At 43.1% G+C, this 23,450-nt stretch carries 18 protein-coding genes; 6 read left to right on the top strand and 12 right to left on the bottom strand.

Annotated features, from left to right (window positions below):
* Positions 1 to 249 precede the first annotated feature (249 nt).
* Both H6571_17645 and miaB read right to left on the bottom strand, forming a co-directional pair.
* The gene (locus H6571_17645; protein ID MCB9325568.1) at positions 250 to 612 is read right to left on the bottom strand and encodes a hypothetical protein; all 363 of its coding nucleotides are present in this window, start codon (positions 610 to 612) and stop codon (positions 250 to 252) included.
* 157 nt (positions 613 to 769) lie between these two features.
* Complete coding sequence (gene miaB, locus H6571_17640) at positions 770 to 2,194, bottom strand: tRNA (N6-isopentenyl adenosine(37)-C2)-methylthiotransferase MiaB (protein ID MCB9325567.1); 1,425 nt, start codon at positions 2,192 to 2,194, stop codon at positions 770 to 772.
* A gap of 288 nt (positions 2,195 to 2,482) precedes the next feature.
* On the opposite strand from miaB, the gene H6571_17635 reads away from it, so the two are divergent.
* Complete coding sequence (locus H6571_17635) at positions 2,483 to 3,439, top strand: DUF4349 domain-containing protein (protein MCB9325566.1); 957 nt, start codon at positions 2,483 to 2,485, stop codon at positions 3,437 to 3,439.
* A gap of 92 nt (positions 3,440 to 3,531) precedes the next feature.
* Here H6571_17635 and H6571_17630 read toward each other — a convergent pair whose 3' ends face one another.
* Complete coding sequence (locus tag H6571_17630; protein ID MCB9325565.1) at positions 3,532 to 4,185, bottom strand: YigZ family protein; 654 nt, start codon at positions 4,183 to 4,185, stop codon at positions 3,532 to 3,534.
* Positions 4,186 to 4,476: 291 nt separating this feature from the next.
* On the opposite strand from H6571_17630, the gene H6571_17625 reads away from it, so the two are divergent.
* Positions 4,477 to 6,414 (top strand): T9SS type A sorting domain-containing protein, encoded by a 1,938-nt coding sequence (locus H6571_17625; protein MCB9325564.1) that lies wholly within the window; start codon positions 4,477 to 4,479, stop codon positions 6,412 to 6,414.
* Positions 6,415 to 6,505: 91 nt separating this feature from the next.
* Here the strand turns inward: H6571_17625 and H6571_17620 are convergent, their stop codons facing one another.
* Positions 6,506 to 8,608 carry a hypothetical protein gene (locus H6571_17620; GenBank protein MCB9325563.1) on the bottom strand — a complete coding sequence of 701 codons (2,103 nt, stop codon included), beginning with the start codon at positions 8,606 to 8,608 and terminating at the stop codon, positions 6,506 to 6,508.
* A 224-nt stretch (positions 8,609 to 8,832) separates the two neighbouring features.
* Between H6571_17620 and H6571_17615 the strand changes: the two genes are divergently transcribed.
* Complete coding sequence (locus tag H6571_17615; GenBank protein ID MCB9325562.1) at positions 8,833 to 9,948, top strand: AAA family ATPase; 1,116 nt, start codon at positions 8,833 to 8,835, stop codon at positions 9,946 to 9,948.
* Between the two features lie 109 nt (positions 9,949 to 10,057).
* Here H6571_17615 and H6571_17610 read toward each other — a convergent pair whose 3' ends face one another.
* Together H6571_17610 and H6571_17605 are read right to left on the bottom strand one after the other, a co-directional pair.
* Positions 10,058 to 11,308: a proline dehydrogenase family protein gene (locus H6571_17610; protein ID MCB9325561.1), complete on the bottom strand. Its 1,251-nt coding sequence runs from the start codon at positions 11,306 to 11,308 to the stop codon at positions 10,058 to 10,060.
* A gap of 55 nt (positions 11,309 to 11,363) precedes the next feature.
* Positions 11,364 to 12,128, bottom strand: coding sequence for a shikimate dehydrogenase (locus tag H6571_17605; GenBank protein MCB9325560.1), 765 nt, complete (start codon positions 12,126 to 12,128; stop codon positions 11,364 to 11,366).
* Positions 12,129 to 12,200: 72 nt separating this feature from the next.
* Between H6571_17605 and H6571_17600 the strand changes: the two genes are divergently transcribed.
* A complete protein-coding gene (locus tag H6571_17600; protein ID MCB9325559.1) occupies positions 12,201 to 12,410 on the top strand; it encodes a DUF2007 domain-containing protein in 210 nt (69 codons plus the stop codon).
* 6 nt (positions 12,411 to 12,416) lie between these two features.
* Entirely contained in the window at positions 12,417 to 12,794 is a 378-nt protein-coding gene (locus H6571_17595; protein ID MCB9325558.1) for a methionine-R-sulfoxide reductase, read from the top strand.
* A gap of 92 nt (positions 12,795 to 12,886) precedes the next feature.
* On the opposite strand, the gene H6571_17590 is transcribed toward H6571_17595, so the two are convergent.
* Positions 12,887 to 13,795 carry a DUF4249 domain-containing protein gene (locus H6571_17590; protein ID MCB9325557.1) on the bottom strand — a complete coding sequence of 303 codons (909 nt, stop codon included), beginning with the start codon at positions 13,793 to 13,795 and terminating at the stop codon, positions 12,887 to 12,889.
* A 33-nt stretch (positions 13,796 to 13,828) separates the two neighbouring features.
* Entirely contained in the window at positions 13,829 to 16,189 is a 2,361-nt protein-coding gene (locus H6571_17585) for a carboxypeptidase-like regulatory domain-containing protein (GenBank protein MCB9325556.1), read from the bottom strand.
* Positions 16,190 to 17,285: 1,096 nt separating this feature from the next.
* On the opposite strand from H6571_17585, the gene H6571_17580 reads away from it, so the two are divergent.
* Positions 17,286 to 17,621: a hypothetical protein gene (locus tag H6571_17580; GenBank protein MCB9325555.1), complete on the top strand. Its 336-nt coding sequence runs from the start codon at positions 17,286 to 17,288 to the stop codon at positions 17,619 to 17,621.
* A 126-nt stretch (positions 17,622 to 17,747) separates the two neighbouring features.
* On the opposite strand, the gene ggt is transcribed toward H6571_17580, so the two are convergent.
* The 4 genes from ggt to H6571_17560 form a co-directional block, all read right to left on the bottom strand.
* A complete protein-coding gene (gene ggt, locus H6571_17575; GenBank protein MCB9325554.1) occupies positions 17,748 to 19,466 on the bottom strand; it encodes a gamma-glutamyltransferase in 1,719 nt (572 codons plus the stop codon).
* Between the two features lie 481 nt (positions 19,467 to 19,947).
* Positions 19,948 to 21,237, bottom strand: coding sequence for a DUF2911 domain-containing protein (locus tag H6571_17570; protein ID MCB9325553.1), 1,290 nt, complete (start codon positions 21,235 to 21,237; stop codon positions 19,948 to 19,950).
* Positions 21,238 to 21,454: 217 nt separating this feature from the next.
* Positions 21,455 to 22,237 carry a response regulator transcription factor gene (locus H6571_17565; GenBank protein ID MCB9325552.1) on the bottom strand — a complete coding sequence of 261 codons (783 nt, stop codon included), beginning with the start codon at positions 22,235 to 22,237 and terminating at the stop codon, positions 21,455 to 21,457.
* A 28-nt stretch (positions 22,238 to 22,265) separates the two neighbouring features.
* Positions 22,266 to 23,372, bottom strand: a complete 1,107-nt coding sequence (locus H6571_17560) for a histidine kinase (GenBank protein ID MCB9325551.1) — start codon at positions 23,370 to 23,372, stop codon at positions 22,266 to 22,268.
* Positions 23,373 to 23,450 lie beyond the last annotated feature (78 nt).

Genomic DNA, 23,450 nt, shown 5'->3' with positions numbered 1-23,450 from the left:
TTATTTCACCACCAAAGTCCTTAAGGAAAATGTTAACTTTTAAACCAACCTGCCAGCTCCGCAGGAAGGCTGGTTTAAAAGTACTGATTTCCAGTGATTTACAAGATTAAGAATGTCAATTTGTTTTTTCATAGTTCCTAAATAATGGACTCCGTCCAGGCTATTTCTTCCTCTTTTTCGTTATTCTGCTCCCAAATAGATTCTCCTGAGGAGGGGTAACCCATTGGATATCAACTCAATTTCAAACCATCACTTATCCCGCTTGATCAGCATTCTGTTGAACTGGTTGGCTGCAGTAGATTTCAATGCGTAATAATAAGAAAAGGCAACCATGGGCAGGATTACGGTAAGGATGATCACTGTTCCCGCGCTCCAAAACAACCAGGTGAGCAAGGCACTCACCCCCAACATACTCAATCCAAAAATCAAAATTTGCTTTCTACCTGCCCTGGCTCGGATATTATTCACATGATACTCCCTTGTACTAAGACAGTTGGAACATTGAATTTTAAAATACCTGCCCAATTCATCCTCTAATTCCCCGCGTGTGATCGCCGGGGAGGCAATCGGAAAATTTTCCCGGCAATTTTTACAATTGATAAATAATTCCATAGCCCTCTATGATAATTCTTTTAACTCCATTGAATTCTCCCGACCTGCGGTTTTTGAACCTGTGCCGCACATGACTTGTCGGTATGTCGCTGCGTTCCATTTGAACGCTTTAAAATGACAAACTGTTCTCCGTCAGCTGTCGCCCACCGTCCACTGGCTACAAAGCAATCTCCCCTTTCAAAGTGGCGCTTGTTGCATCCAGAATCTTCACCATGGCGTAATCCCCTGGTTTTAAACCTTCCTTTTTAGGAAAAACAACCATTTTATTTTGTGAATTCCTCCCTTTAAAATCATCCTCGGATTTCCTGGAGGTTCCTTCTATCAGGACCTTAAAAGTCTTTCCAATGTCAGCCTTGTTGTGTTGGAAAGAAATTTGGTTTTGCAATCGAATGATCTCCTGTAGTCTGCGTTTTTTTACTTCCTCGGGAACATCATCTTCCAGCTTGCGGTGTGCAAGTGTGCCCGGGCGTTCAGAGTAGAAAAACATATACGACATGCTATAATTGGCATATTCCATCATCGAAAGCGTATCCCGGTGTTCTTCTTCTGTTTCCGTGCAAAAGCCAGCGATCATATCAGAAGATATGGCACAGTCCGGCATGATCCGGTAGATGGCTGCTACACGCTCCATATACCATTCACGGTCATAGGTTCTGTTCATCAACTCCAGTACCCGGCTGTTGCCGGATTGCACCGGTAAATGGATATAATTGCAAATATTTTCGTATTTCGCCATGGTATGCAACACCTCATCCGTGATGTCTTTTGGATGAGAGGTCGAAAAGCGAACCCGGAGGTCAGGATGCACCAAGGCAGTCATTTCCAGCAGTTGAGCGAAATTTACAGCGGCTTCCGTTTCTGGATTCTTCCAGAGGTAAGAATCTACATTCTGACCTAATAAAGTCACCTCCCGATATCCTTTTTCATAAAGATCGGTAGCTTCGGCAATGATGCTGTAAGCATCACGGCTGCGTTCCCGGCCGCGGGTAAAAGGAACCACACAAAAAGAACACATATTATTACAACCGCGCATGATGGAAATAAAACCCGTCACGCCGTTGGAGTCCAGCCGCAAGGGACTGATATCGGCATAAGTTTCTTCACGGGAAAGGAATACATTCACTCCTTTGTCTCCATCTTCTGCCGTAGCGATCAGTTTGGGTAAATCACGGTAAGCATCCGGACCGATTACCATGTCCACCAGTTTTTCTTCTTCAAGGAATTTCTCCTTAAGGCGTTCTGCCATACAACCTAATACGCCGACCAGGGTGCCGGGTCTTTGTTGTTTAATTTTATCGAATATTCTCAGGCGTTTACGTACGGTCTCTTCCGCTTTTTCGCGTATCGAGCAGGTATTCACCAGGATAAGGTCTGCCTCCTCCAAATTTCTCGTTGGGCCAAAGCCTTCTCCGGCAAGGATAGATGCTACGATCTCGCTGTCGCTGAAATTCATCTGGCAGCCGTAACTTTCTATGTAGAATTTCTTCCCGTCCGTATTTCCTTCCCTGAAAAAGACCTCGCCCTGCTTGCTTTCGTCAATCTCCTTGATCAGGCCCGATAATGTCGGATTGTCGTCGTACATTGATAATTATTTAAAAGTTTATGTCAATGGTATTCAATTAGTTATATAAAGAATAAATTTGGCGCCTCACATTGTTCTGTAATCCCTCTCGCAAACCCTCCTACACAACAAACGAAATCAAAGCAGCAAGTAACCAGCAACAAGTAACCAGCAACCAATTTTTTTCCTTATTTTGTGTGCAAAGGTAAACATTTTTGCATCCTATCCATGACATTTTGACAGTTAAACATTTTAAATTACGCCAGAGTTCATTTTTTTTGAATGAACGGTAACCAAATTTTAAAATTTATGAAAAAGCTGATTTTATTGCCCCTGATTTTTTTATTTCTTTCCTGCCAGAATAGTATGGATAACCAGGCCAGTGCTGAAATGTATGACATGAAAGGAAGTTCTGTAGCGGGAGCCATCAATCCAAATGAGGAATTAGAAGGTGCAGACGTAGACCTTTCTGGCGAATTTGAAGAGATGTCATCTTCAGGCGGCAGTTATGATTTTTCCAAATCTTCTTCTACAGATGGTGCCAGGGCCACCAACGAAAACGAGCAACAGGGAATTCAACAAACAGCCAATTCCACGAACGCTAAGGACAACCAAAAGATCATCCGCACCGCCCGGATGACTATGGAGGTGGAAAAATACGATACGGCAAGAGTGGCTCTTGAAAAGATGCTGATGACTTTTGGCGCCAGGGTGGAAAGCGAACAGGAGTCACGGCATTCCTACCGGGTGGAAAATCAGCTGACGATTCGGGTTGCCCCCGAAAAACTGGACGATCTGATTGCTGCCGCAGTGGCCATTGGCGTTGATGTGGACAACAAATCCATCAATAGCCGCAATGTCACCCGTCAGTACGTCGACCTGGAAACGCGCCTGGCTTCCAAGCGTGCCGTCATTGAACGGTACAGGGATATTTTAAAAACTGCCCGTACGATTAAGGATATTCTCGACGTGGAAGAACATTTGCGCCAGGTGGTGGAAGAAGTGGAGTCTATGGAAGGTCAATTGCGGGTGTTGAAAGACCAGGTGGGAGAAAGTACGCTGTTTTTAACCATTTATGAAACATTCGAACAGTCTTATGCAAAAAAGGAAACCTTTTGGAGTCGGATGGGCCGGGCCCTGGGCAATGGATGGCGTGGCGGACAGGAATTCATGATAGGGGTAGTTTCCCTCTGGCCATTTTGGATCATCGCAGGAGGATTGTTTTGGGTTATCCGCAGGACGCTTAAGAGGAGAAAAAAGAAATAATCATTTTTTCAACCGAAGTAGGAGACGACACCTTTTTGCATTACCCGAAAGCCACTGCACGAAGGTGTCACCTCCCTTGGGTCTTTTTTCCATCATCTCGTCTCCAGATACTTAAGTTCAAAGCCTTCGATTTTTTCCCATTTTTCAACTTCTTCAATACGGACCCCGGCCACCTGAGCCCGGATTTGATGGCAGGTTTCTTCCACTTCACTTTTTCGTATGGCAATGTCCAGGGTGGCTGTCGTGCTGAAATCCTGGTGGATCATTTCAACGCCGACCTTTTTTACCGCATTCATGACGTTACTCATCAAGGCATAATCAAAGGAGATTCTGAAGATATCTTCTACTGTTTTTTCGATGATCTCGGCATGCTGCAAGGCTGCAGCGGAGCTGGTTTTATAGGCATTGATCAGTCCGGGAATACCTAGTTTAGTGCCTCCCCAGTACCGAACCACCACCACGAGAATATTAGTGAGCCCAAAGCTGTCTATCTGTCCGAGGATAGGCCTGCCCGCAGAGCCGCTGGGTTCTCCGTCGTCATTGGCCCGGAATTCATTGTTATCCGTCCCCAGTCGATAAGCAAAGCAATAATGGACGGCTTTAAAGTGTTCTTTTTTAAGTTCATTGACATGCTCCTGCCATTCTTCCTGGGTATAAACCGGCCAGGCATAGGCAAGAAACTTACTGCCCTTATCGCGGAACTCTCCAGTGCTTAATTCCCGTATCGTTTTGTATTCGTCCTTCATCTGCTGCAAGGTAAAAAAAACCTGAAGCCTCTAAAAATTTTCAGCCTTTCGAATTTTTTGCCGGTAAGTTTTACCCGATTTTTTGAGAAGAATGGTGCTATAAACGAATAGATCATTGAACCCTTTTAGAGCTCTCCCGGTCTCTTGGTGCTGGAGGTTGTGACGCTCCACTAGAATTTTTTAACCATGTAACTCATTTGTCCCCTTATTGCCAAAATCAAAAACAATTCCTTTGAATTTCATGTTCCATTTTCTTAGCTTGCATGTTTTAATTACCAATAATTCTCATTCATGTTTACACACAAAAACACACTTTTATTTGCGTTAATACTTTCTGTTTTTTCAGCCTTTGGTCAGACAGATAAAGAATATTTTCAGGATATGGTGGATGCCGAGCGGGAGGCTCATGCTTCCCTGATGAACTACCGGTTCAACGAGCTCACCACAGATTACGATATCAAATATCACCGCTTTGATTGGGAGGTGGATCCCGCTGTTTATTACATAAAAGGTTCCGTAGAAACCATTTTTGAGGCAAAGGAAAATAATTTTGCGACCCTGCACTTTGACCTCTCCACCGGGATGCAGGTGGATAGCGTTATTTATTATGGTCAATCTTTGACTTTTTCGCAAACCAATCCGGATCTTCTGGTCATAAATCTTTCGGAAACGCTCAATGCAGGAGATCAGCGGACCATAAAGGTCTATTACCAGGGACAGCCTTCAGGAAGTGGTTTTGGTTCCTTTGCACAAGGTACACATGCAAACTACCCCATGATATGGACTTTGTCAGAACCTTATGGGGCCAAGGACTGGTGGCCGGCAAAACAAGACCTTAATGACAAAATAGATAGCATTGATGTCTATGTAAAAACCCCGATGCCTAACAGGGTAGCCTCCAACGGTTTGTTGGTCGATTCTGTTCAGACAGGCAATAGTATGATTTATCACTGGAAACATAGATACCCGATCCCGGCTTACCTTATAGCCATTGCGGTGACCAATTATTCAGTGTATGATTTTTACGTGGAAACCGATGATGAACCCATTCTTGTTAGCAATTACACCTATCCTGAGGATCTGGAGTGGGCCCAACTGATGCTGGAATGGTTTCCGCCAATAATGCAATTGTACAATGAAAAATTTATCAAATATCCCTTTGCGGATGAAAAATACGGTCACGCCAAATTTGGCTGGGGAGGAGGAATGGAGCATACCACCATGACTTTTATGGGTGGATGGTCTCCTTATCTTCAGGCGCATGAACTGGCCCACCAATGGTTTGGCGATATGGTTACTTGCGGAAGCTGGGAAGATATCTGGCTTAATGAAGGATTTGCCACTTACCTGGAAGGAATGACACAGGAACACGGCCTTGGAGAAAACACCTGGATGAACTGGAAACAACAGCGGATAGACCAGGTGACGGCTCAGCCAGGAGGATCAGTCCGTGTGGATGATACCACAAGTGTCAACAGGATTTTTGATGGCCGGTTGAGTTACAGCAAAGGGGCTTTGTTGCTCCACATGTTGCGCTGGAAGCTGGGGGATGAAGATTTTTTTCAGGCGTTGCGCAATTACCTTACTGATCCGGGTAACGCCTATGGCTACGCCAAAACGCCTGAACTGATCGCCCACATGGAAGCCCAAAGCGGACAGGATTTGACGGAATTTTTTGCCGACTGGTACTATGGTCAGGGGTATCCTGATTATCAGATTGACTGGTCACAAAATTCTGAGAATGTATTGAAAGTGGAAATATATCAAACACCATCTCACGAATCGGTGGAATTTTTTGAAATGCCGGTTCCTATTCAGTTTTCTGGCCAGGGCAATACCGTTACCCTTACCTTCGACAACATGATCAATGGCCAGAGCTTTTATGTACCCATGGATTTTGAGATCGAAAGTGCCCAGTTTGACCCGGAACGATGGTTGTGTGCAACCAGCAGTATGACGGTGGGGACTCCTGAAATATTGTTACGTGAAAATACATTAAGTTTGTTTCCGAATCCGGCAAAAAATGAGGTTGAAATAGAAATTAAAAATAATGCACTTCAAATGCAATTGATACAGGTATTTGACCATTCAGGAAAGATGGTTTTATCCAAAGATGGTGGCAACCTTGTGAAAACCGACCTGGATATATCTAATCTTCCTGCCGGAAATTATGCCGTAAAAGTTACCACAAAGAAAGGTATCGGCGTTCTGCGGTTGACCAGGATTTAACTTTTGCTTCCAATTCAATCAAAATAAAACAAGGCACGCTCCAAACCGGAGCGTGCCTTTGTTAAAAAAGGGCTATCCGAAACACTGATTACTACTTATCAGACAATACAAAAGCCCGGTGGTCAAAATCATCATAACCACTTTGACGGCTCCATCCATTGGTCACATTTGCCCACACATGCAGGGCTTCCGAAAAGCCGGCTACCGCGCATCCGTCGAGCAAATTGGCAACGGTTTCCTGGGCCAGGCTCGTCGCCGGCGGAAATGGAACGTTTCCTGAGGCAGATACCCTTTGGTCAACACCACGTTTTACACTGAAATTATAGGTGGCAAAACCATTCGGATGGCGGGCTTCAAAAGGCATGTCCACCATGTTGGCCATATCAGAAGCGTCATAATCGATCACGCCGCATTTCACCCCTGCTCCGGTGCCGTCCAGGCTTGGATTGCCCACCTGTGCCAGGCAACGGCTATTGTCAATATGCAATTCCATGACAAAACTCTTAAGGATTTCGCCCGGTACCACCTGGACAAGCCCAAGGGCTGTGGCGGCAGTAGTGTGGATGGTATTATCAGCATCTACTTCTGCCTGCACTACATATTTTATGGACTGAGCATCGATGTTTACCAGGTTTCCTGAAGCGTTGTACAGTTCCACTTTGATCTGGTATTTTCCATGTTCCGGCCAGGTTACTCCCTTGCCCTCAAGAGGTGCTACATCCAGGGAATTAAAATAAGCGCTGGTAGTATCTTCCACTACGTTAGGCAGGGACCATTGACCTTCAGGAGGCAGTGCCGGAGGGATTTCAAATAAATGGGAAGTGGTACCTGCTGATTGAGGTCCCAGATTATAGGCTTTTAAAATCAGTTCGTCTCCTACTTCCTGGGTGTAGTGCCTGTTTACGGTTCCGGTCATTGGGGTGAAATCTCCGGTGTTCCCCTTCCGGTAATACATCTTATAATATTTTACACCGAGACTGTCTCTCAGGGCATTATCAAACTCCAGTCTGAAGCGCAATAAACCACCGAAAGCAGCTCCCCCGGCGGTCAGGCCTTTATTGGCTGCGTTGGTACTGACCGACAATGCCTGGCTGGTGCCATGGATATTATTTAGGGACAAATTGCCTACAGCTGAAACCAACACCCAATTGTTGGGAGCAATTACATCCTGGCATGGAGCACAAGTCCTGGCAAGGGGATGGTTGGTGTAAAGGGTAATTTCTGTTCCGCATTGATAATTCCAAAAAGTATGACAGGACACAGGTTTAGGTTCATAAATGGTCGTTTCAAACGGGAAAAAGATCTTCTGTTTGGCGATGAAATAGAGATCAGGTTGGTCCGGGTTTTTGCAGCCATTGAAAAAGTAGGCCTTGAATTTGCCACAACCGTTGGTAGTGGTAGTAGCCACCAGTTTTTTGCTTACCGGCCAATACCAGCAAATCCAGTATTTCAGTTTATCGGCATACCGAACCAGTTCATTTCTGAATTGAACTGTATTGGTGCTGAGCGCCAACTGTTTTAATTCGGGATCATTGATCATCATCCTGTTCTGGCCTCCTGAAATGAGCGAAAGGTTTTCAGGGAACGTAGGTGCGGGAAGCGGTGGCATTAACTCAACCGGAGGAAATGGAATTTCCGGGTGGACGACAGGACCAATGGGGTCAATGATATGTTCCCGGATTCTTTCGATCACCAGGTCGGGCAGTTTTGGAATGATCAGGTAGAGGGGATCCACCTCATAGATTTCTACTTTTGCATTACAAACGGGCATATCGATATTTATCCCGTCTCTGTTTATCCGCTTCAGGAGATTTCCCTGGACAAAACATAAACTACGCAGCCAGCATAGAATTTTCTCATTAATAACGGAGATGATCACTTCGGGTGTTTTCACTTTTGGATCAATGGCCACAAATTCTCTGATGCTTCCGCGGCGTTTCAATTCACTGATATCAATGTTTTCTTTTTCAATCACAGGGCCAAGAAAAACCTGTATTCTCTGACGCTCTTTCACCCCTGGCAGGGTTAGGGAGGCTGTGTGGTCTTTTCCTAGGAGTTCTAAACTGAGTAGTTGTCCTCCTGAGGAAAAGGCGTAAACCGCCATTTTGGGTAATTTTTGGACTGGGTCGGTAACCTGTACGTCTGCTTTGACGTTAAGGCTAAAACGGTTTTCGGGAATTTTTGCTTTTGCCATTACATTTGATTTTTTTTAAAATTGTTTATTCCAAAACAGTTTTTCCTGTTTCAGTATCGATACTTTATCTTCTGAAGGCAGAAAATGTTACAGCACAGGGTGATTTTCTTTGAGCGAAAAAAGAATGGCCGGAAAAAACCTAAACTATTTTTTATCTGGTACTGGATAACTTTTGTACATTTATACTTCGACCTAAAAATTCCTCTTTCATAAAAAAAAGCCTCATGTCTTGTAAAAAAGTATATGTAGCAGCGACAAGTCAGCACATAGGAAAAACCACTTCCACCCTTGGGTTGGTAAGAGCTTTAAAAGATGCCGGTCATAGCGTTGCCTATTGTAAACCGGTGGGTCAGAAATTCATAGACCTTGGAGATTTGAGGGCAGATAAGGATGCTTTACTTTTTTCAAAAGTCAGTGGGTTTACCCTGGATCCTGATATTCACAGTCCGGTCATTCTGGGCAAGGGCGCTACAACTGCATATCTTGATAACCCGGAAGCATTTCCTTTTAGGGAGCGCATTTTAAAGGCAGATGAAATTTTGTGTTCCAATCATGAAATAATCGTTTATGAAGGAACAGGCCACCCTGGAGTAGGAAGTGTGGTTGGATTGTCGAACGCAGATGTGGCGAAAATGTTGGGAGCGCCGGTCCTGATGGTGGTGCAGGGGGGCGTTGGGAGTACACTGGATAAACTCAATTTGAGCCTTTCGCTGTTTCGGGAACAAAATGTGGAAATACTGGGCGTCATTGTCAACAAGGTTATTCCTGAAAAAATGGATATGGTCAAACACTATGTAGGAAAGGCCCTTGATAAAATGGGGTTATCACTACTTGGGGTTTTGCCTTATGACAAAACACTCATGTATCCTATCATGGCTTCCGTACGCAGGGTCGTTGACGGGAAAGTGCTTTTTAATGAAGACAATCTCAATAACCGGATTGAAGAAATTCTTCCTGCTTCGCTGATAGAGGCGGATAAAATCGATCACTTTGCGAATATTTTGCTCGTTTCCAGCATAAAACGTATTGATAAAGCCATCCACCAGATCAGAAGGGTAGCGCATCAGAAAAAGATCAAGGAGTTACCCATTTCGGGAATCATTCTCACCGGAGAAGACTCTATTGAAAAGTATTACAAAATTTTCTTCAAGGAAGCAGAATACATTGAAAGCCTGGGCATCCCGGTCATCACCACTCAGTTCGACACGCTTGGGGCGGTGATTAAAATCAACCGGATAGAAGTGAAAATCAACATTCGTACGCCCTGGAAATCGGATCGTGCCGTGGAACTCATCAAAGAGCATGTAGACCTGGATCGACTGATCAAAATGCTTGAATAGGAGGGAGGGTTGAAGTTATACACCTTTTTTCCGTACAATACCTTATACCCATTCGCAGGTTTACCCGGCGAATGGGTCAATTCGGGGCCCGACATCCAGTAACCAGTGCTTAAATTCCTCTTCTTTTAACCTCTGCCAGCACCATTTGGTATTCCCGGCTCATATCTCCCGTCACGGATGAATTTTCTTCTGCACGGCGAATAAGATAAGGTACCACCTCCTCAACGGGGCCATAAGGCAAGTATTTGGCCACAAAATAACCGGCTTTGGCCAGGTTAAAAGTCTGGTTGTCACTCATGCCGTAGAGTTGGCTGAAATTGAGGTGGTGATGCGCCTTGGGCAATCCTCTTTCATCGATGAGTTTGGCCATCAGATAATTGCTCTCTGCATTGTGTGTGGCATTGCATAAGGCGATCCTTTCATAATTGTCGATACAGAACCTAAGAGCCGAATTGTAGGCATCATCAGTCGCTGCTTTATTGGGATGAATAGGAGAGGGGTAGCCCATTTCTTCCGCGCGATCTCGTTCTTTTTCCATATAGGCGCCTCTAACGAGTTTGGCCCCGAGGAAATAGTTGTATTTTTTGGCCTTGTCAAAGGAATCGATCAACAACTGGAGGGCTTCTGTCCGATACAGCTGGAAGGTGGTAGAGACCACCGCTTTTTCCTTGTTGTAACGTCGCATCATGATTTCCACCAGGTGATCCAGCGTTCCCTGGATCCAGGTTTCCTCTGCATCAAAGTAAATGGACGTATTGCTTTGTGAAGCCACAAAACAGATGGAATCAAGCCTTTTCAGGATGTTCCTGTATTCGATTTTGGTCTCTTTGGTTAAAGGCAGCCCCTCCTGTATAGAGGCAAGCAGACCAAAGCGAGCCAACCCGGTTATTTTAGAACTCACCACCGGCACTTCATCATTTTTTGCGGCAAACTGGATGGCACGAATGGTCTCATTCATGGTTTTGTTGAATTCCTTTTCAGATTGCTTGCCTTCAGCGCCGTAATCCAGGATGGTTTGAACATTACTTTTCCAAAGCGTGTCAATGGCTTTTTGTGTTTCCAATAGGGACACTCCTCCGCAAAAATGTTCGAAAACGGTATTTTTTACAATGGATTTTACAAAAGGAAGATGCATTTTGATGGCCGGAATCCCGAGTTTGGCTCCCAGCCCGACGAGCCAGTGTTTATTCATCATACCAAAGAGCCAAAGCATTTTTTTCAAAGCTTTATCGTCTTTGTGAGCATAGGCAATTTCAGTATTTGAAAAATCGACAGTAGCTTCTTTCGATCCAAACACTTCTTCAGCAAGTTTTTTGTACTTATCTAAATTTTTTTGAACAGGTCCACCTGATTTATTCATTTGTATTTAATTTTTTTAGTGCCTGTAAAATTTACAGACCCCTGGTAATATTTGGTTAGAGATTCCAGATCTCCCATGCTTTTTCCGCTTGCAAAAATAGCATCTCCATCCCGTTGGAAGTTGCGGCTCCTGCAAATTTTCCCGTTTTCAAAAAAGCGGTTTCTTCAGGGTTATATACGAGGTCAAAAAGAAAATGTTCTGTTCCGATTGAAGTGTATGGAATTAGTGGCAAATTATTAATATTTGGCGACATTCCCAAAGGAGTCGTATTAATAATTAGTTTGTAGGCCTGCATAATTTTAGCGTTCAAATCCTGATAAACCAAATTTCCTTTGTCTGCCGTCCTGGAAACTGTTTTATAACCGATTTTTAGTTTGTTTAAAACATAAATAACGGCACTTGCCGCCCCCCCTGTGCCCAGCACCAGGGCCTTTTTCGGTTGAACGGGCCCCGAGTTTAGCAGTTTTAACAAAGAATGCTCGAAACCGTAAATATCCGTATTGTAGCCATGGAGCTTACCGTTCTTTATCCTGATGGTATTCACTGCACCGACTTCCCTGGCTGAGGGGGCAATTTCATCCAAAAAGGGCATAACGAGCTGTTTGTAAGGAATGGTGACATTGAGTCCCTCTAGGTGATTATGGGCTTGGATCAGGGAAGGTAAAAGATCAATATGCTCCAGGGGGAACAACTCGTAAAAACAGTTTTCTATGGACTCCTTTTGAAATTTTTCAGTGAAATATTTTTTTGAAAATGAATGAGAAATCGGGTAACCAATAAGTCCGAAAAGGCGTTGGAAAGAATCTATATCTTTATGCATTAATATATTGATTGTTAGGCAAACATTTCATATCTTACAAGCGTTACTAAAAGTAAATATAAAACTAAAACAATGAAAGAAGGTTGGGTAAAAATTTTTTCTTCCCCTCAGTTGCTGGAGGTAAAACTCGCAGAGGATGTTCTCAAACAAAACAATGTTGAAAGCCACATTCTTGAAAAGCCCGATTCCATGCTTCAGCCTTTAGGGGAAGCCGTACTTTACGTGCTGCCTGACAGGGTGGATCAGGCCATTAAAATTTTAAGAGAAAATAATATCGAATAATAGCCTATGGAGCCAAAGCATTCGGATGATTACCATCCGTTGACAGAGAAAGAAGCCCGGGTGATATTGAATAAAGGGACGGAAATGCCCTTTTCAGGGGAATACTGGAACCATAAAGGTCAGGGAACTTATATCTGCCGCCAGTGTGATGCACCTTTGTACAAATCGAGTGACAAATTTGATTCCGGCTGTGGCTGGCCTTCTTTCGATGATGAGATCGAAGGCGCTGTACGGAGGGTAACGGACGCGGACGGACGCCGGACCGAGATCATTTGCAACCATTGCGGAGGACATCTCGGCCATGTATTTGTCGGGGAACGTTTGACGAAAAAAAATACCCGTCATTGCGTGAATTCTTTGTCTATCAGGTTTAATGAGGAATAAATATTGGCTTTGATTTTTAAGCATAAAAAAGAATCCCGATTGCTCCACATTCGAGTATTCGGGATTCTTTTTTTATGAAAAAACGCTGCGTTTTATCTGTAAATCAATACTTTATCTGAGGCTCCCAACGCAAAAATTCCGTACCCGTTTTGAATATTGCTATAAACCGTTGCAGGCTGAGCGAAAGGGTTGCCTTCGGCATTGTTATAATTTTCAAGGGACCTGAGGTATAAATACCCGTCTTTGCTGATGCTCACGAGTTCCATTTCAAATTTCTCCACCTGCTCCCACCAACTGTAATTCCACCCTTTGATGGTGTATTCATTGCCATTAAAAGCCTTGTCAGAAAAAATGAGACCCTTTTCGCTGTATTCGGCGATGGGGTCATTGGAATCGAGATAGATGTAGTTCCTGTAGGTAATAGTGTCTCCGTTCCAATCTTCGTATTGTTCAATGGTTGAGGCGCGAAACAGATAATAATTCTCTTCTCCCGGAGGGTCGTTAAAAGTGATGGAAAATTCATCCACCTTTTCCCCTGTTGGGTCAAAAGTACCCTCCGGCTGGTATTTGGCTTCTTTGATCTCAACCAAACCGGGCATGGTTTGTTCCACACTTACCGGCTCGAGATCCCCAAATACGGCCTCGATTTTATAGGTGGCTCCCTCAGCACCCAGCGATTCATTGAGGGGCATCTGGTATTTGAAAATTTCCTGGTTCAGGGTCAGGTTGCCTAATAGGTTTCCGTTTTTGTACAATTTCACGTCAGCGTCTTGTGGCACTGTAAAGTCTGAATTGTCCAGGATGCTCAGGCTGTTGGAAACCAGCATGTCCAACAAAGAATCCTGACTGAACCAAAATCCGTTCAACACTACGGCCGATCTGTGTTCGGGGATTTCAACTTCTACGACCTGTGAAAAAGTATCTTCATCGCAGGCCGTAAGCCCTAAGATCATAAAACCGGGCAAAACAAAAGCAGTTAATATATTGAGTATGAATTTCATGTTGTTAGTTTTTAAGCATTTAAAATGAACCCTTTAAAATTTTATGCCGTATGAAACGGAAGGGATAATGGGTAAAATACTGATTTCCTTGAATTTCCGGGTCGAAGTACCGGTATCCGGATTATAATCCGATGAGGCTATCATAAAATAAGGATTTTTATGGTTGTAGGCATTGTAAACTCCTACCGTCCAATGGCGCAGGTATTTTGGTTTTTGTTTTCTAAATTCAATGCTAAAATCCAGCCGGTGATAATCGGTCATCCTGAAGGCATTTTTCTGTCCTCCTGATTCTACTTCCCGAAAATAAAGCCAGGAAGTGTTTCCCCCATCCCAATAACCGTCCACATCGACAGGGTACCTGAAAACATTAAGGGTAACGGCATTTCCGGTGCCGTAAACCCATGCTCCGGAAATAGAGATGTTATCAGTTAATTCATGGCTTACGACAACAGAGATGTCGTGTCTTCGGTCGTAGCGAAAAGGATAAGCTTTGCCGCCATTTAATTCGTCAAACTGTCGGTAATTCCAGCTCAGGGTGTAGCCGATCCAACCGGTGGTACGGCCTTTCTTTTTTTGCAGGAAAACTTCGAGTCCGTAAGATTGGCCGTTGCCCTGGGTGACTTTATCCTGCCAGTCATTTTCCAACCCGAAAAGGAAGCTGGCGCCTTCCTTGTAGGACACAACATTGTTCATTTCTTTATAAAACCCTTCAACACTCACTTCGTATTTACTGCCAAAGGTACGGGCCAGCCCAAAGGCGGCTTGCCATGAAGTTTGCGGTTTAATCAACTTAGTACTGGGCAGCCAAAGGTCAGAGGGCAGGCTGAGTCCTTCAAATGTGAGCAGGTTAATGTACTGCGTCATGGCTGCATAGGAGGCTTTGATCGCCAGGTTATTGCTGAGCAGGTAACGTAATCCGATGCGTGGTTGAAGAGAGGTGTACCATTTTCCTTCCGTATTAAAAGCAGAGGCATGAACCCCGATATTGGCTTTTAATGCACCAAGCCTGATATCATCCTCGAAATACGTGCTGTATTCCATGGAATACGCGTTTTGTGAACCAATAAGGGTGTCGATTTCAAAGGTGCCATCACTGCCTTTGAGCGTTAGTGCGCCCGGACGATAAGTGTGGTGTGTGGCACTGCCACCGAAACGGATGTAGTGGTTGGGTATCGGGATGAAATCAAAATCTACTTTCGCGGCGACGTCTTCTATTCCGGAGAGGTATTTTGCCGAAAATTTTTCGGTAAAATCGCCGTCATTGAATTCGGTGGCGGCCAGGAAGTTGATATCGTAATTGCTGTAGGTTACCGTGGTATTGGCAAAAAGCTTGTTGTTGATCTGGTAGTTCCATCTGAGGGCCGCAATGGCATTGCCCCAGTCAATTCCTCCTTCAAAGACATCCTGATCCTCTTCAAATTTATTGTAAAACACATCGGCTCCCGAATAGACGCTGAGAAAAAGCCTGTGTTTATCGTTAAACTTGTGCTGTACTTTTACATTGAGATCATAAAAGTGGGCTTTGAGTTTGGATTTTATCCCTTCTGAACTGGCCAGGGCATTGATAAACGGCCGGAAGATCAAATCAGCATAGGTGCGTCTTCCTGAAAGAAGGAACGAGGTTTTTCCTTTTTTGATAGGTCCTTCCAGGGTGAATTTGGAAGAAATGAGACCAATGGAGCCTTCTCCATGAAATTCTTCCATATTTCCTTCTTTCATGTTGATTTCAATCACCGATGACAATCGCCCACCGAAACGTGCCGGGAACCCTCCTTTGGTCAGCGTTACATTTTTGATGGCATCGGCGTTAAAAACAGAAAAAATGCCCAGCAGGTGCGAAACGTTATACACGGGCACCCCGTCGAGCAGCACCAGGTTTTGATCCGGACTTCCTCCACGGACATATAAACCGCTTTGGCCTTCTCCACCGGATTGAACCCCCGGCAGCAGTTGTAAGGTTTTGAGAACGTCCACTTCGCCTAAAAGTGCAGGGAGCTTTTTGATCTGCTCGACCGGGATATCCACCTGGCTCATCTGGCTCGACTCTTCAATTTTTTCGACTCTTTCCCCGATGATTTCTATTTCACCCAGTTCCAGGATGGGCTCGAGTTTGATGAGATAAGTCTCATCTTTGTTAAGAAAAAATTTGATGGTTTTTGATTGGTAACCAATATAGGAAAAGGTGAGTTCAACCGAATCCTTTGGAAGGGTGAGGCTGTAAAAACCATAGGTGTTGGTGACGGTACCTTTCCCGGATTTTAGATCGAAAATGTTGGCGGAAATCAGTTTTTCCCCGGAAGAAGCTTCTTCAATGTAACCGCTAATGGTGAAATTTTGAGAGAACAGTCCTGTGGTCCAAAAAAACAACAGGAGCGCGTAGAATCTTTTTTGCATAAAAAATAGGTTGTTTTAGTTGTTTTCGGACAAACTCATTCATCTGCCCAGTTAATGAGAGCTTTAATTTTTAAAATAGGTTGGGATTTTGCATGAATTTTTAACGAATTAAATGTCCAATGCGTAAAAAATGATAAAAATTAACATTTGGTTGCATTTGGGTCCGGCATCCCTCAAAGAGGAATTAAATTTATAACTAGACTTTGGACGTAAACCAATAGGGCGCAGTTCTAAAATGTGCCCAAAGTGAAAGGGTAGGCAAATTTGGAAATGTTTCCATTTCATTACCTGCCTCCTGACGTCGTCTACCGTATATACTATAAATTTTTAGGATACAATAAAATACAACCCATTTCAGGGTTGCCTGCAGATATTGTTTTAACACAGCATTTCATACTGTGTTAATTGAGATTTATCCCCGTTGGGGATTTTTTTTACAGAATAATCCAATTAATTCGTTTCTCATTACTTCCCGAAAGGGAATCAATATTAATGGCAATGGATGTAATCCATTGTTTAATAAAATAAATTTGGCAACCCTGAAAGGGTTGAATAATATATACCCAAAAGAAACATTTGTGTATATACTATAGCTAGGTATAGAATGTAGAATTTTTTGCGCAAATGTTTGAATAATGGCACAAAATAGAACTGCGACCTAGCAATATATTTAATTTTAATAAGTAATTGATTAACAGTTATTTAAATGTTTTTTATTTTATTTTTTTACTTTAGAGCAATTATAAAGATTGCAGAAAGTCGAAAAAATAAAATTCTCATATAGGAAACTATAATTTTATTATTATGTCACTTTTAATTGATTATCAACGAGTTGTAGGATTGATTGGAGCTCAAAAACTTTTTTCTAAAAAGCAGCCTGCGTCCAAAGTCTAGTAAATTTATAAGGAACACTTTAAAAATAAATTGACCTATTGGGGGATGACTCCTTTTAGGGACGGGGTAAGCGGTGGCAAATATGTCAATTTATTTTCATCAAATCTCTAAGGCAAAAAATAGTCGAATTTTATTGAAATTATTCCCATTTCATTGCAACCTTTTTTCTTTTAAATCGTCTTTATAGCGAAAACCATTCCAGTTGTCGATTTATGATATACTTTTCGTAGAAAAGTGTTATTTTTACGAGACTTTTGGTTATGTCAAAAAAATTAGTCACCTGAAAGTAATGAAAAACGTTAACGCTAAACACGCACTCTATTTGGTTCTTGCCGTTGTAAGTATTTACTGTACCATATACCTGAATACTCAACAACCTGAAGCAAGCGAAAAAGGAACGATGCTCCGCAATTCAGAATATGTTGAAGCGGATGAATTAGAACAAGAGAACAATAGCAGTGATGCCTTGTTCCTTGATGTTCGCATCATTCAAAAAGCTTTTGAAACCGGTAAAAAATTCATACCGGTCAGACAATAGTTTCAAGGATCAAGACAAAACAAAAAGAGCTTTGGAGATTTATTTCTTCAAAGCTCTTTTTATTTTGTGATACTATTTTTTAGCCTTTAATCTTTAGTCTTTTCCCTTTTAATAGCCTTTTCCCTTTTAATATCCTTTTGCCGTATCATCCGGGTTCCTGGGGTCGCCGCAGCCCTGGAGCCGGCCATTATCCAGCACCTGAATCGCTTTTACGATGGCCATGTATTTGACTTCCCTGAATTGGTGCCCCAGAGCAGCAAGGTCAGATTTTTGCTGGTCTGTCAGGCTGCCTTCTTCAATAAGGATCTCATCGGGCAGCCATTGGTGGTGAAATCTTTTGGCTTCAATGGCCTGATCCAGGGGCATATGGAACTCGGCCACATTGACAAAGACCTGGAAAACGGCGGTAATGATCGTCGAACCTCCCGGCGTACCAGCGACCATAAACAATTTTCCATTTTTTTCAAATATGGTAGGGGTCATCGAACTCAGCATTCTTTTGCCGGGTTGAATGGCATTGGCTTCTGCTCCCAATAAGCCAAATTGATTGGGCACCCCGGGTTTTATACTAAAGTCATCCATTTCGTTGTTGAGAAAAAATCCGGCCCCATCCACTACTACTTTGCTGCCGTAATTGGAGTTTAAGGTGGTGGTGACGGAAGTGGCATTGCCTTCCCGATCAACAATTGAAGTATGGGTGGTTTCAAAGCTCTCCTTGAGCATATTAAAATTACCCGCGTTCACAGTGTTGCTGATGGTAGCGGAATCCATTGAAAAATCACTCATCCTGCCAGCCAGATAAAAACTATCCAGCAATTGTTCCATTGGAACCTCATAAAAGTCTATATCCCCTAAGTGTTTTGCCCGATCCGAATACACCCTTCTTTCAGCCTCCGCCATGAGGTGAATGGTCTCTTTGGAGTGGAATCCAAGCAATTCAATCGGATAGGGTTCAATCATTTTGAGGAGTTGTGCCAAGGCGACTCCTCCGCTGGAGGGAGGGGGCATTGAAATGATTTTATAGTTTTTATAGGTTTCTATGATGGGATCTCTCCAGACGGCCCGATAATCCTTCAGATCCTGTAAACTGATAATACCGCCGCCGCTTTGAATTTCATCCACAATTTTTTGGGCGGTTTGCCCTTCGTAAAACCCTGCCATGCCAAGATCCCTGATGCGTTCGAGCGTTTTTGCGAGTTGCGACTGAACCAGCAGGTCACCGGCTTTCCAGTTTGGACGGATGAATGCATTGGGTTTATCATTCACTTTCTTGAACGCTTCCTGGAATTCGTTCAAACGGTTGGCTTCCTGCTCAGTGATTCCAAACCCGTTTTTAGCGAGTTCAATGGCGGGAGCCAGGAGTGTTTCCATGGGGAGTTTCCCGTACTTTTCATGGGCCGCAACCATACCGGCAACCGTACCCGGGACACCGACTGCCCAATGTCCTAAAGTACTCATATTCTCAATGACGTTGCCTTGTTCGTCAAGGTACATGTCTCGCCCAGCTTTTTGGGGTGCTTTTTCCCGGTAATCAAGGGCTGCGGTTTGTCCTGTATTGGATCTGTAAACCAAAAATCCACCACCACCAATGTTGCCAGCCCGGGGATAAACCACCGCCAGGGCAAATTGAACGGCAATCGCAGCGTCAATGGCATTACCTCCTTTTCTTAAGATATCGACTCCTGCCGTAGTAGCTAAAGGGTGGGCCGAAACGACCATTGCCGAGTCACTTACCATACTTTTGGTGGCTTCATAGGGAGGGGCAGGAAAATTTTTTTTACACGCGAAAGCCCCGAAAATAAAGGCCAAAAGCAAGGTGAAGTGTAAGGATTTTATTTTTGGCATGGTAATTGTTTTTTATATGTTCAGGTGATATTATGATTTGTGAATCATTGCCCGGGTTGAATTGATAAGGATAAATTTCGCAAGTAATCGGAGTAATCCAAAAACGCGGGCAATGTTTTTTAAAAAAAAGGTTAAATGATAATTTAAGGAGTGCAACAGGCAGATGTCCGGAAGGGGAAATTACCAGGGTGGAGCCTGAATTGTAATTTTTGGCGTTGCACTCTTTTTTTTAGCCATCAGAAAAAATGAAAAAATAAACTAAGCGTCTACAAAATCAGGGTCGACCGTATTAAGAATAATTATTTACTGGCTTATGTAAAGGTGCCACTTACTGACAGGTGAGTGGCACATTTTATTTTGGTGAAAAGCTATGGTACGGAAGGGGAAATATTTTTAACAAAAAAAGGCGGTTCAATCCCTTAGGATCAAACCGCCATGCCACATCATCATTAATTTTATATATTTTTATGGTTAACTGAACTTACATGTCATCGGTATCTACCCCGAGGCTGCGCAGTGTATTCAGTGTATTGGCTTTTACGTTTGGCTGGGGATTCAGTGAAAGGCTTTTTTTACAGGCTTTGATGGCATTTTCCTTATCGCCTTTATTTTTATATCCTTCCGCAAGGCTGTCCCATGCATTGGGATCCTTGGGATTTTTTTCCGTGTTGGCTTCAAAGATTTCTACGGCTTCATTGATTTTTCCACCGAACATCAACTGATAACCGTAATTGTTCAATTCTGCATTAGATCCCTTTGAAATGGCTTCTTTTTTTACTTTCATGGCCATTTTTTCATCTCCTTTGGCTTCCAAAATATTCACCTTTGCCATCATATTGGTCATATTTGGATTCATGTCGATAGATTTTTCGACAAAGGCAAGGGCTTCGTCGTAGGCTTTATTCTGGCTGGCAAAGGTTGCTGCTGCATTCCATTCTTTCCAGGTACAGGGCTGATTGTTGAGATCATTGGTAAAAGAAGCGATGCTTTGATTTAGTGCTTCAGTTTTATTTCCCTGTCCATTTATCTTTCCTGTCAAAAGCGCTTTGGTCCTCAAATTTATGGGGTTGGGATTCATGAAAACAGATTGGGTGGCCCATTGCAGGCCCTCCTGGAGGTTCACTTCATTTTGCAGGCAATAGGCAGCGGCCTCATTATATCCCTGCCAGCTGAAACCGGGACGATCCCTGAGTTCGTTTCTCAGACTGGCAATGGCATCATGGTCCACCTCGGATTCAATGGTGAAGGCCACTTTTTTGTTGCCCCACTTGAGGTTGCACACGGCAGAGGATCTCTGAACCTCTTCAAATTCAAAGGTCACCAGTTCATAATCGTGTTTTGTAGGCACCAACCGGCCCTCTACCCGAAGTGCATCCTCTGCAGGATTGTAGGTGAAACTTCCCCAGGAAGTACTATTGTTGGAAAAAATAACCGTGCATTTTGTTGCTTCAGGAATGAGGTGTAGGCCATAAATTCCGGCACTGATAGGCTTTCCCTCAATTTTTACATCCCGGCTGAATTCGATGGTGGTATTTTCATTGGCCCCGGCTCTCCAAACCGTGCCATAGGGAACCAGTTTTCCCCATATCTCACGATCTTTGGCAGCGGGACGATGATAGGTTACAGTGATGTCCGCCAGGCCGATTCGTTGCATGGTTGCCGCCTTTTGACTGGCACGTGGTGTAGTGGTTAATTGTGTTTGGCTGATCCCGGCAAAGGGCAGGATCATCACCAATAACAGTGAAGCGATGGTTGTGTAATACTTTTGCATGTCAGGTGTTTTGTTGACTGCAGTCAATTACCCGTCGGAAAGGTTAAAAAGCAGTCAGGTGATTTCTTTAAACCAAAGTTAAGGACAGATGAAATGGAGTACAAATGTTTTGTGATGAATGGTTTGAATTGTGACGAGCGGATAAAAAAGAGGGCGAAATCTTAAAATTATCTTAAAAAAAAGTCTTTTTCACTTTGTTTTCTGCTCCAAAGCTTCCTTATTCCCCCGAATCTACTTCATTCAGGTAGGTTTGAATGTCGGTTTTGTAACTTCGGCTGGAATGGAGAGAGGTGCCGTTTTTTAGAATTAATTGGTATTGATTATTGCCGGTGTACTTGACCTGGTTAATATAATTTGTATTGATCATCACCGAGCGATGGATTTGTAAAAAGGTATTTTTTTCCAGGGTTGATTTTATATTTTGCAGGGTTTCCCGGATCATAAAACTTTTATCGGCAAGGTGAACTTTTATATAATTGCCCTGGGCCTCAAGGTAATAAATGTCAAAGGCATTGATCCTGGAAACCTTGCCTTTATCTTTTATTTCCAGTTTAAATTTGATGTCCTCCTGTTGTTGGACATGTTCCTCGAGCAGGCCGACCATTTTCTTGTGGAGTAATGACTCATCTTTTTGAATGATCTGATCCCGGGCATGTTCCAATGCCTGGGCAAAACGGTCGTTATCATAAGGCTTAAGCAGATAGTCTACTGCTTTTACATCAAAAGCTTTCAGTGCATATTGATTAAATGCCGTGACAAAAATGATAAAGGGAAGTTTTTGCTTCTCACTTTTGGCAAGGACTTCAAAACCACTAAAATCGGGCATCTGGATGTCGAGAAAAACGAGATCCGGTTTGTAATTCTGGATTTGGGCAACGGCTTCTTTACCATTCTTACATTCTCCGATAACAGTAATAAAATCAAACTCTTCCAGCAATTTGAGTATCCTTGCACGTGCAAAGGGTTCATCATCTACCACCAGCGTTTTGATCATTCTCATAATAACGGAGGGTTTATCTTTTGGTTGTTTAGGAACGTCCCTTTACCGGAATGGAAATGATTACCTCAAATCCTTTGTTTTGGGCCGTTCGAATTTCAAGTTTATAATCCGATTTATAAATCAGATTGAGGCGATCCTTTACGTTTTTCAGGCCAATCCCCGAATTAATTAATTCATTTTCAGGTCTTTGTGATCCAATGCCATCGTCTTTTACGATCAATTGGATATATTCCTCATCCAGCTTTTTAGCGCTCACTTCAATGATTCCTTTTCCTGTCTGGTTGGAAAACCCATGCTTGATGGCATTTTCCACAAGGGGCTGCAACAGTAAATTGGGAACAGGGGTATTTAATACCCCTTCCCGGATATCGTACCTGACTTCAAGCCGATCACTGAAACGGACCTGTTCGATATTCAGATAATTCCTGATAAAATCTATTTCTTCACTCAATGGGGTGAAGTTTTCTTTATTACTGTCCAGTACTTTTCGAAGTAACCCTCCCAAATTTGAAACGATCTTTTGAGCCCCTTTTATGTTAAACTCCATCAAGGCTGAAATAGTATTGAGGGTGTTGAAAAGGAAATGCGGCTGCAGCTGGGATTTTAAGGCCTGCATCTCAGCCTGGGATAATTGTTTTTCCAGTTCCACCAGTTCGAGTTGTTTGTCTCTGAATTGCTTTTGAAAATCAATGGCGGTAAAAAAAGCATAAATGATCCAGTATTCTATGAATCTTGAGACCAGTGCGGAAGGCATGGCTCTTACAAGGTATTTACAGGTTTCATTGGTAAAAGGTTCGAAACCGAAATAATGGGCGGGAACGAGGTAAACCAAATTCGATATTATCTCATGGGATGATGCCATCAGGAAACTGACTACAATGGCTTTGATTTTTTCACTGAAAGAAGCGGGGGCGTAAATCCTGTACTTTTTTACCAGGTAATAAACAATGGGGGCAAGCAGTCCCCACAATACGTAATTCAAAACGTGAACGATGAAGTGCTTTTTCAGCCTTTCCAGGTCAAATTCATTCCAATAAACCAATTGGAAATAACTTTTCAGGGTGGCAATGATCACAAAAAGGATTCCACCAAGAATGGCATAGTAATAAGGAAAAGGAAGTTTGAACCGCTTCATGGTGCGAAATAATTAAAAATTTCCGATAAAAACCAATCCTTTGTGATGAACAGAAGACTTTGTGATGGTATAATACTA

This window comes from Lewinellaceae bacterium (assembly GCA_020636105.1).
GTDB lineage: Bacteria > Bacteroidota > Bacteroidia > Chitinophagales > Saprospiraceae > BCD1.
This window is presented reverse-complemented; position numbering and strand designations above follow the sequence as displayed.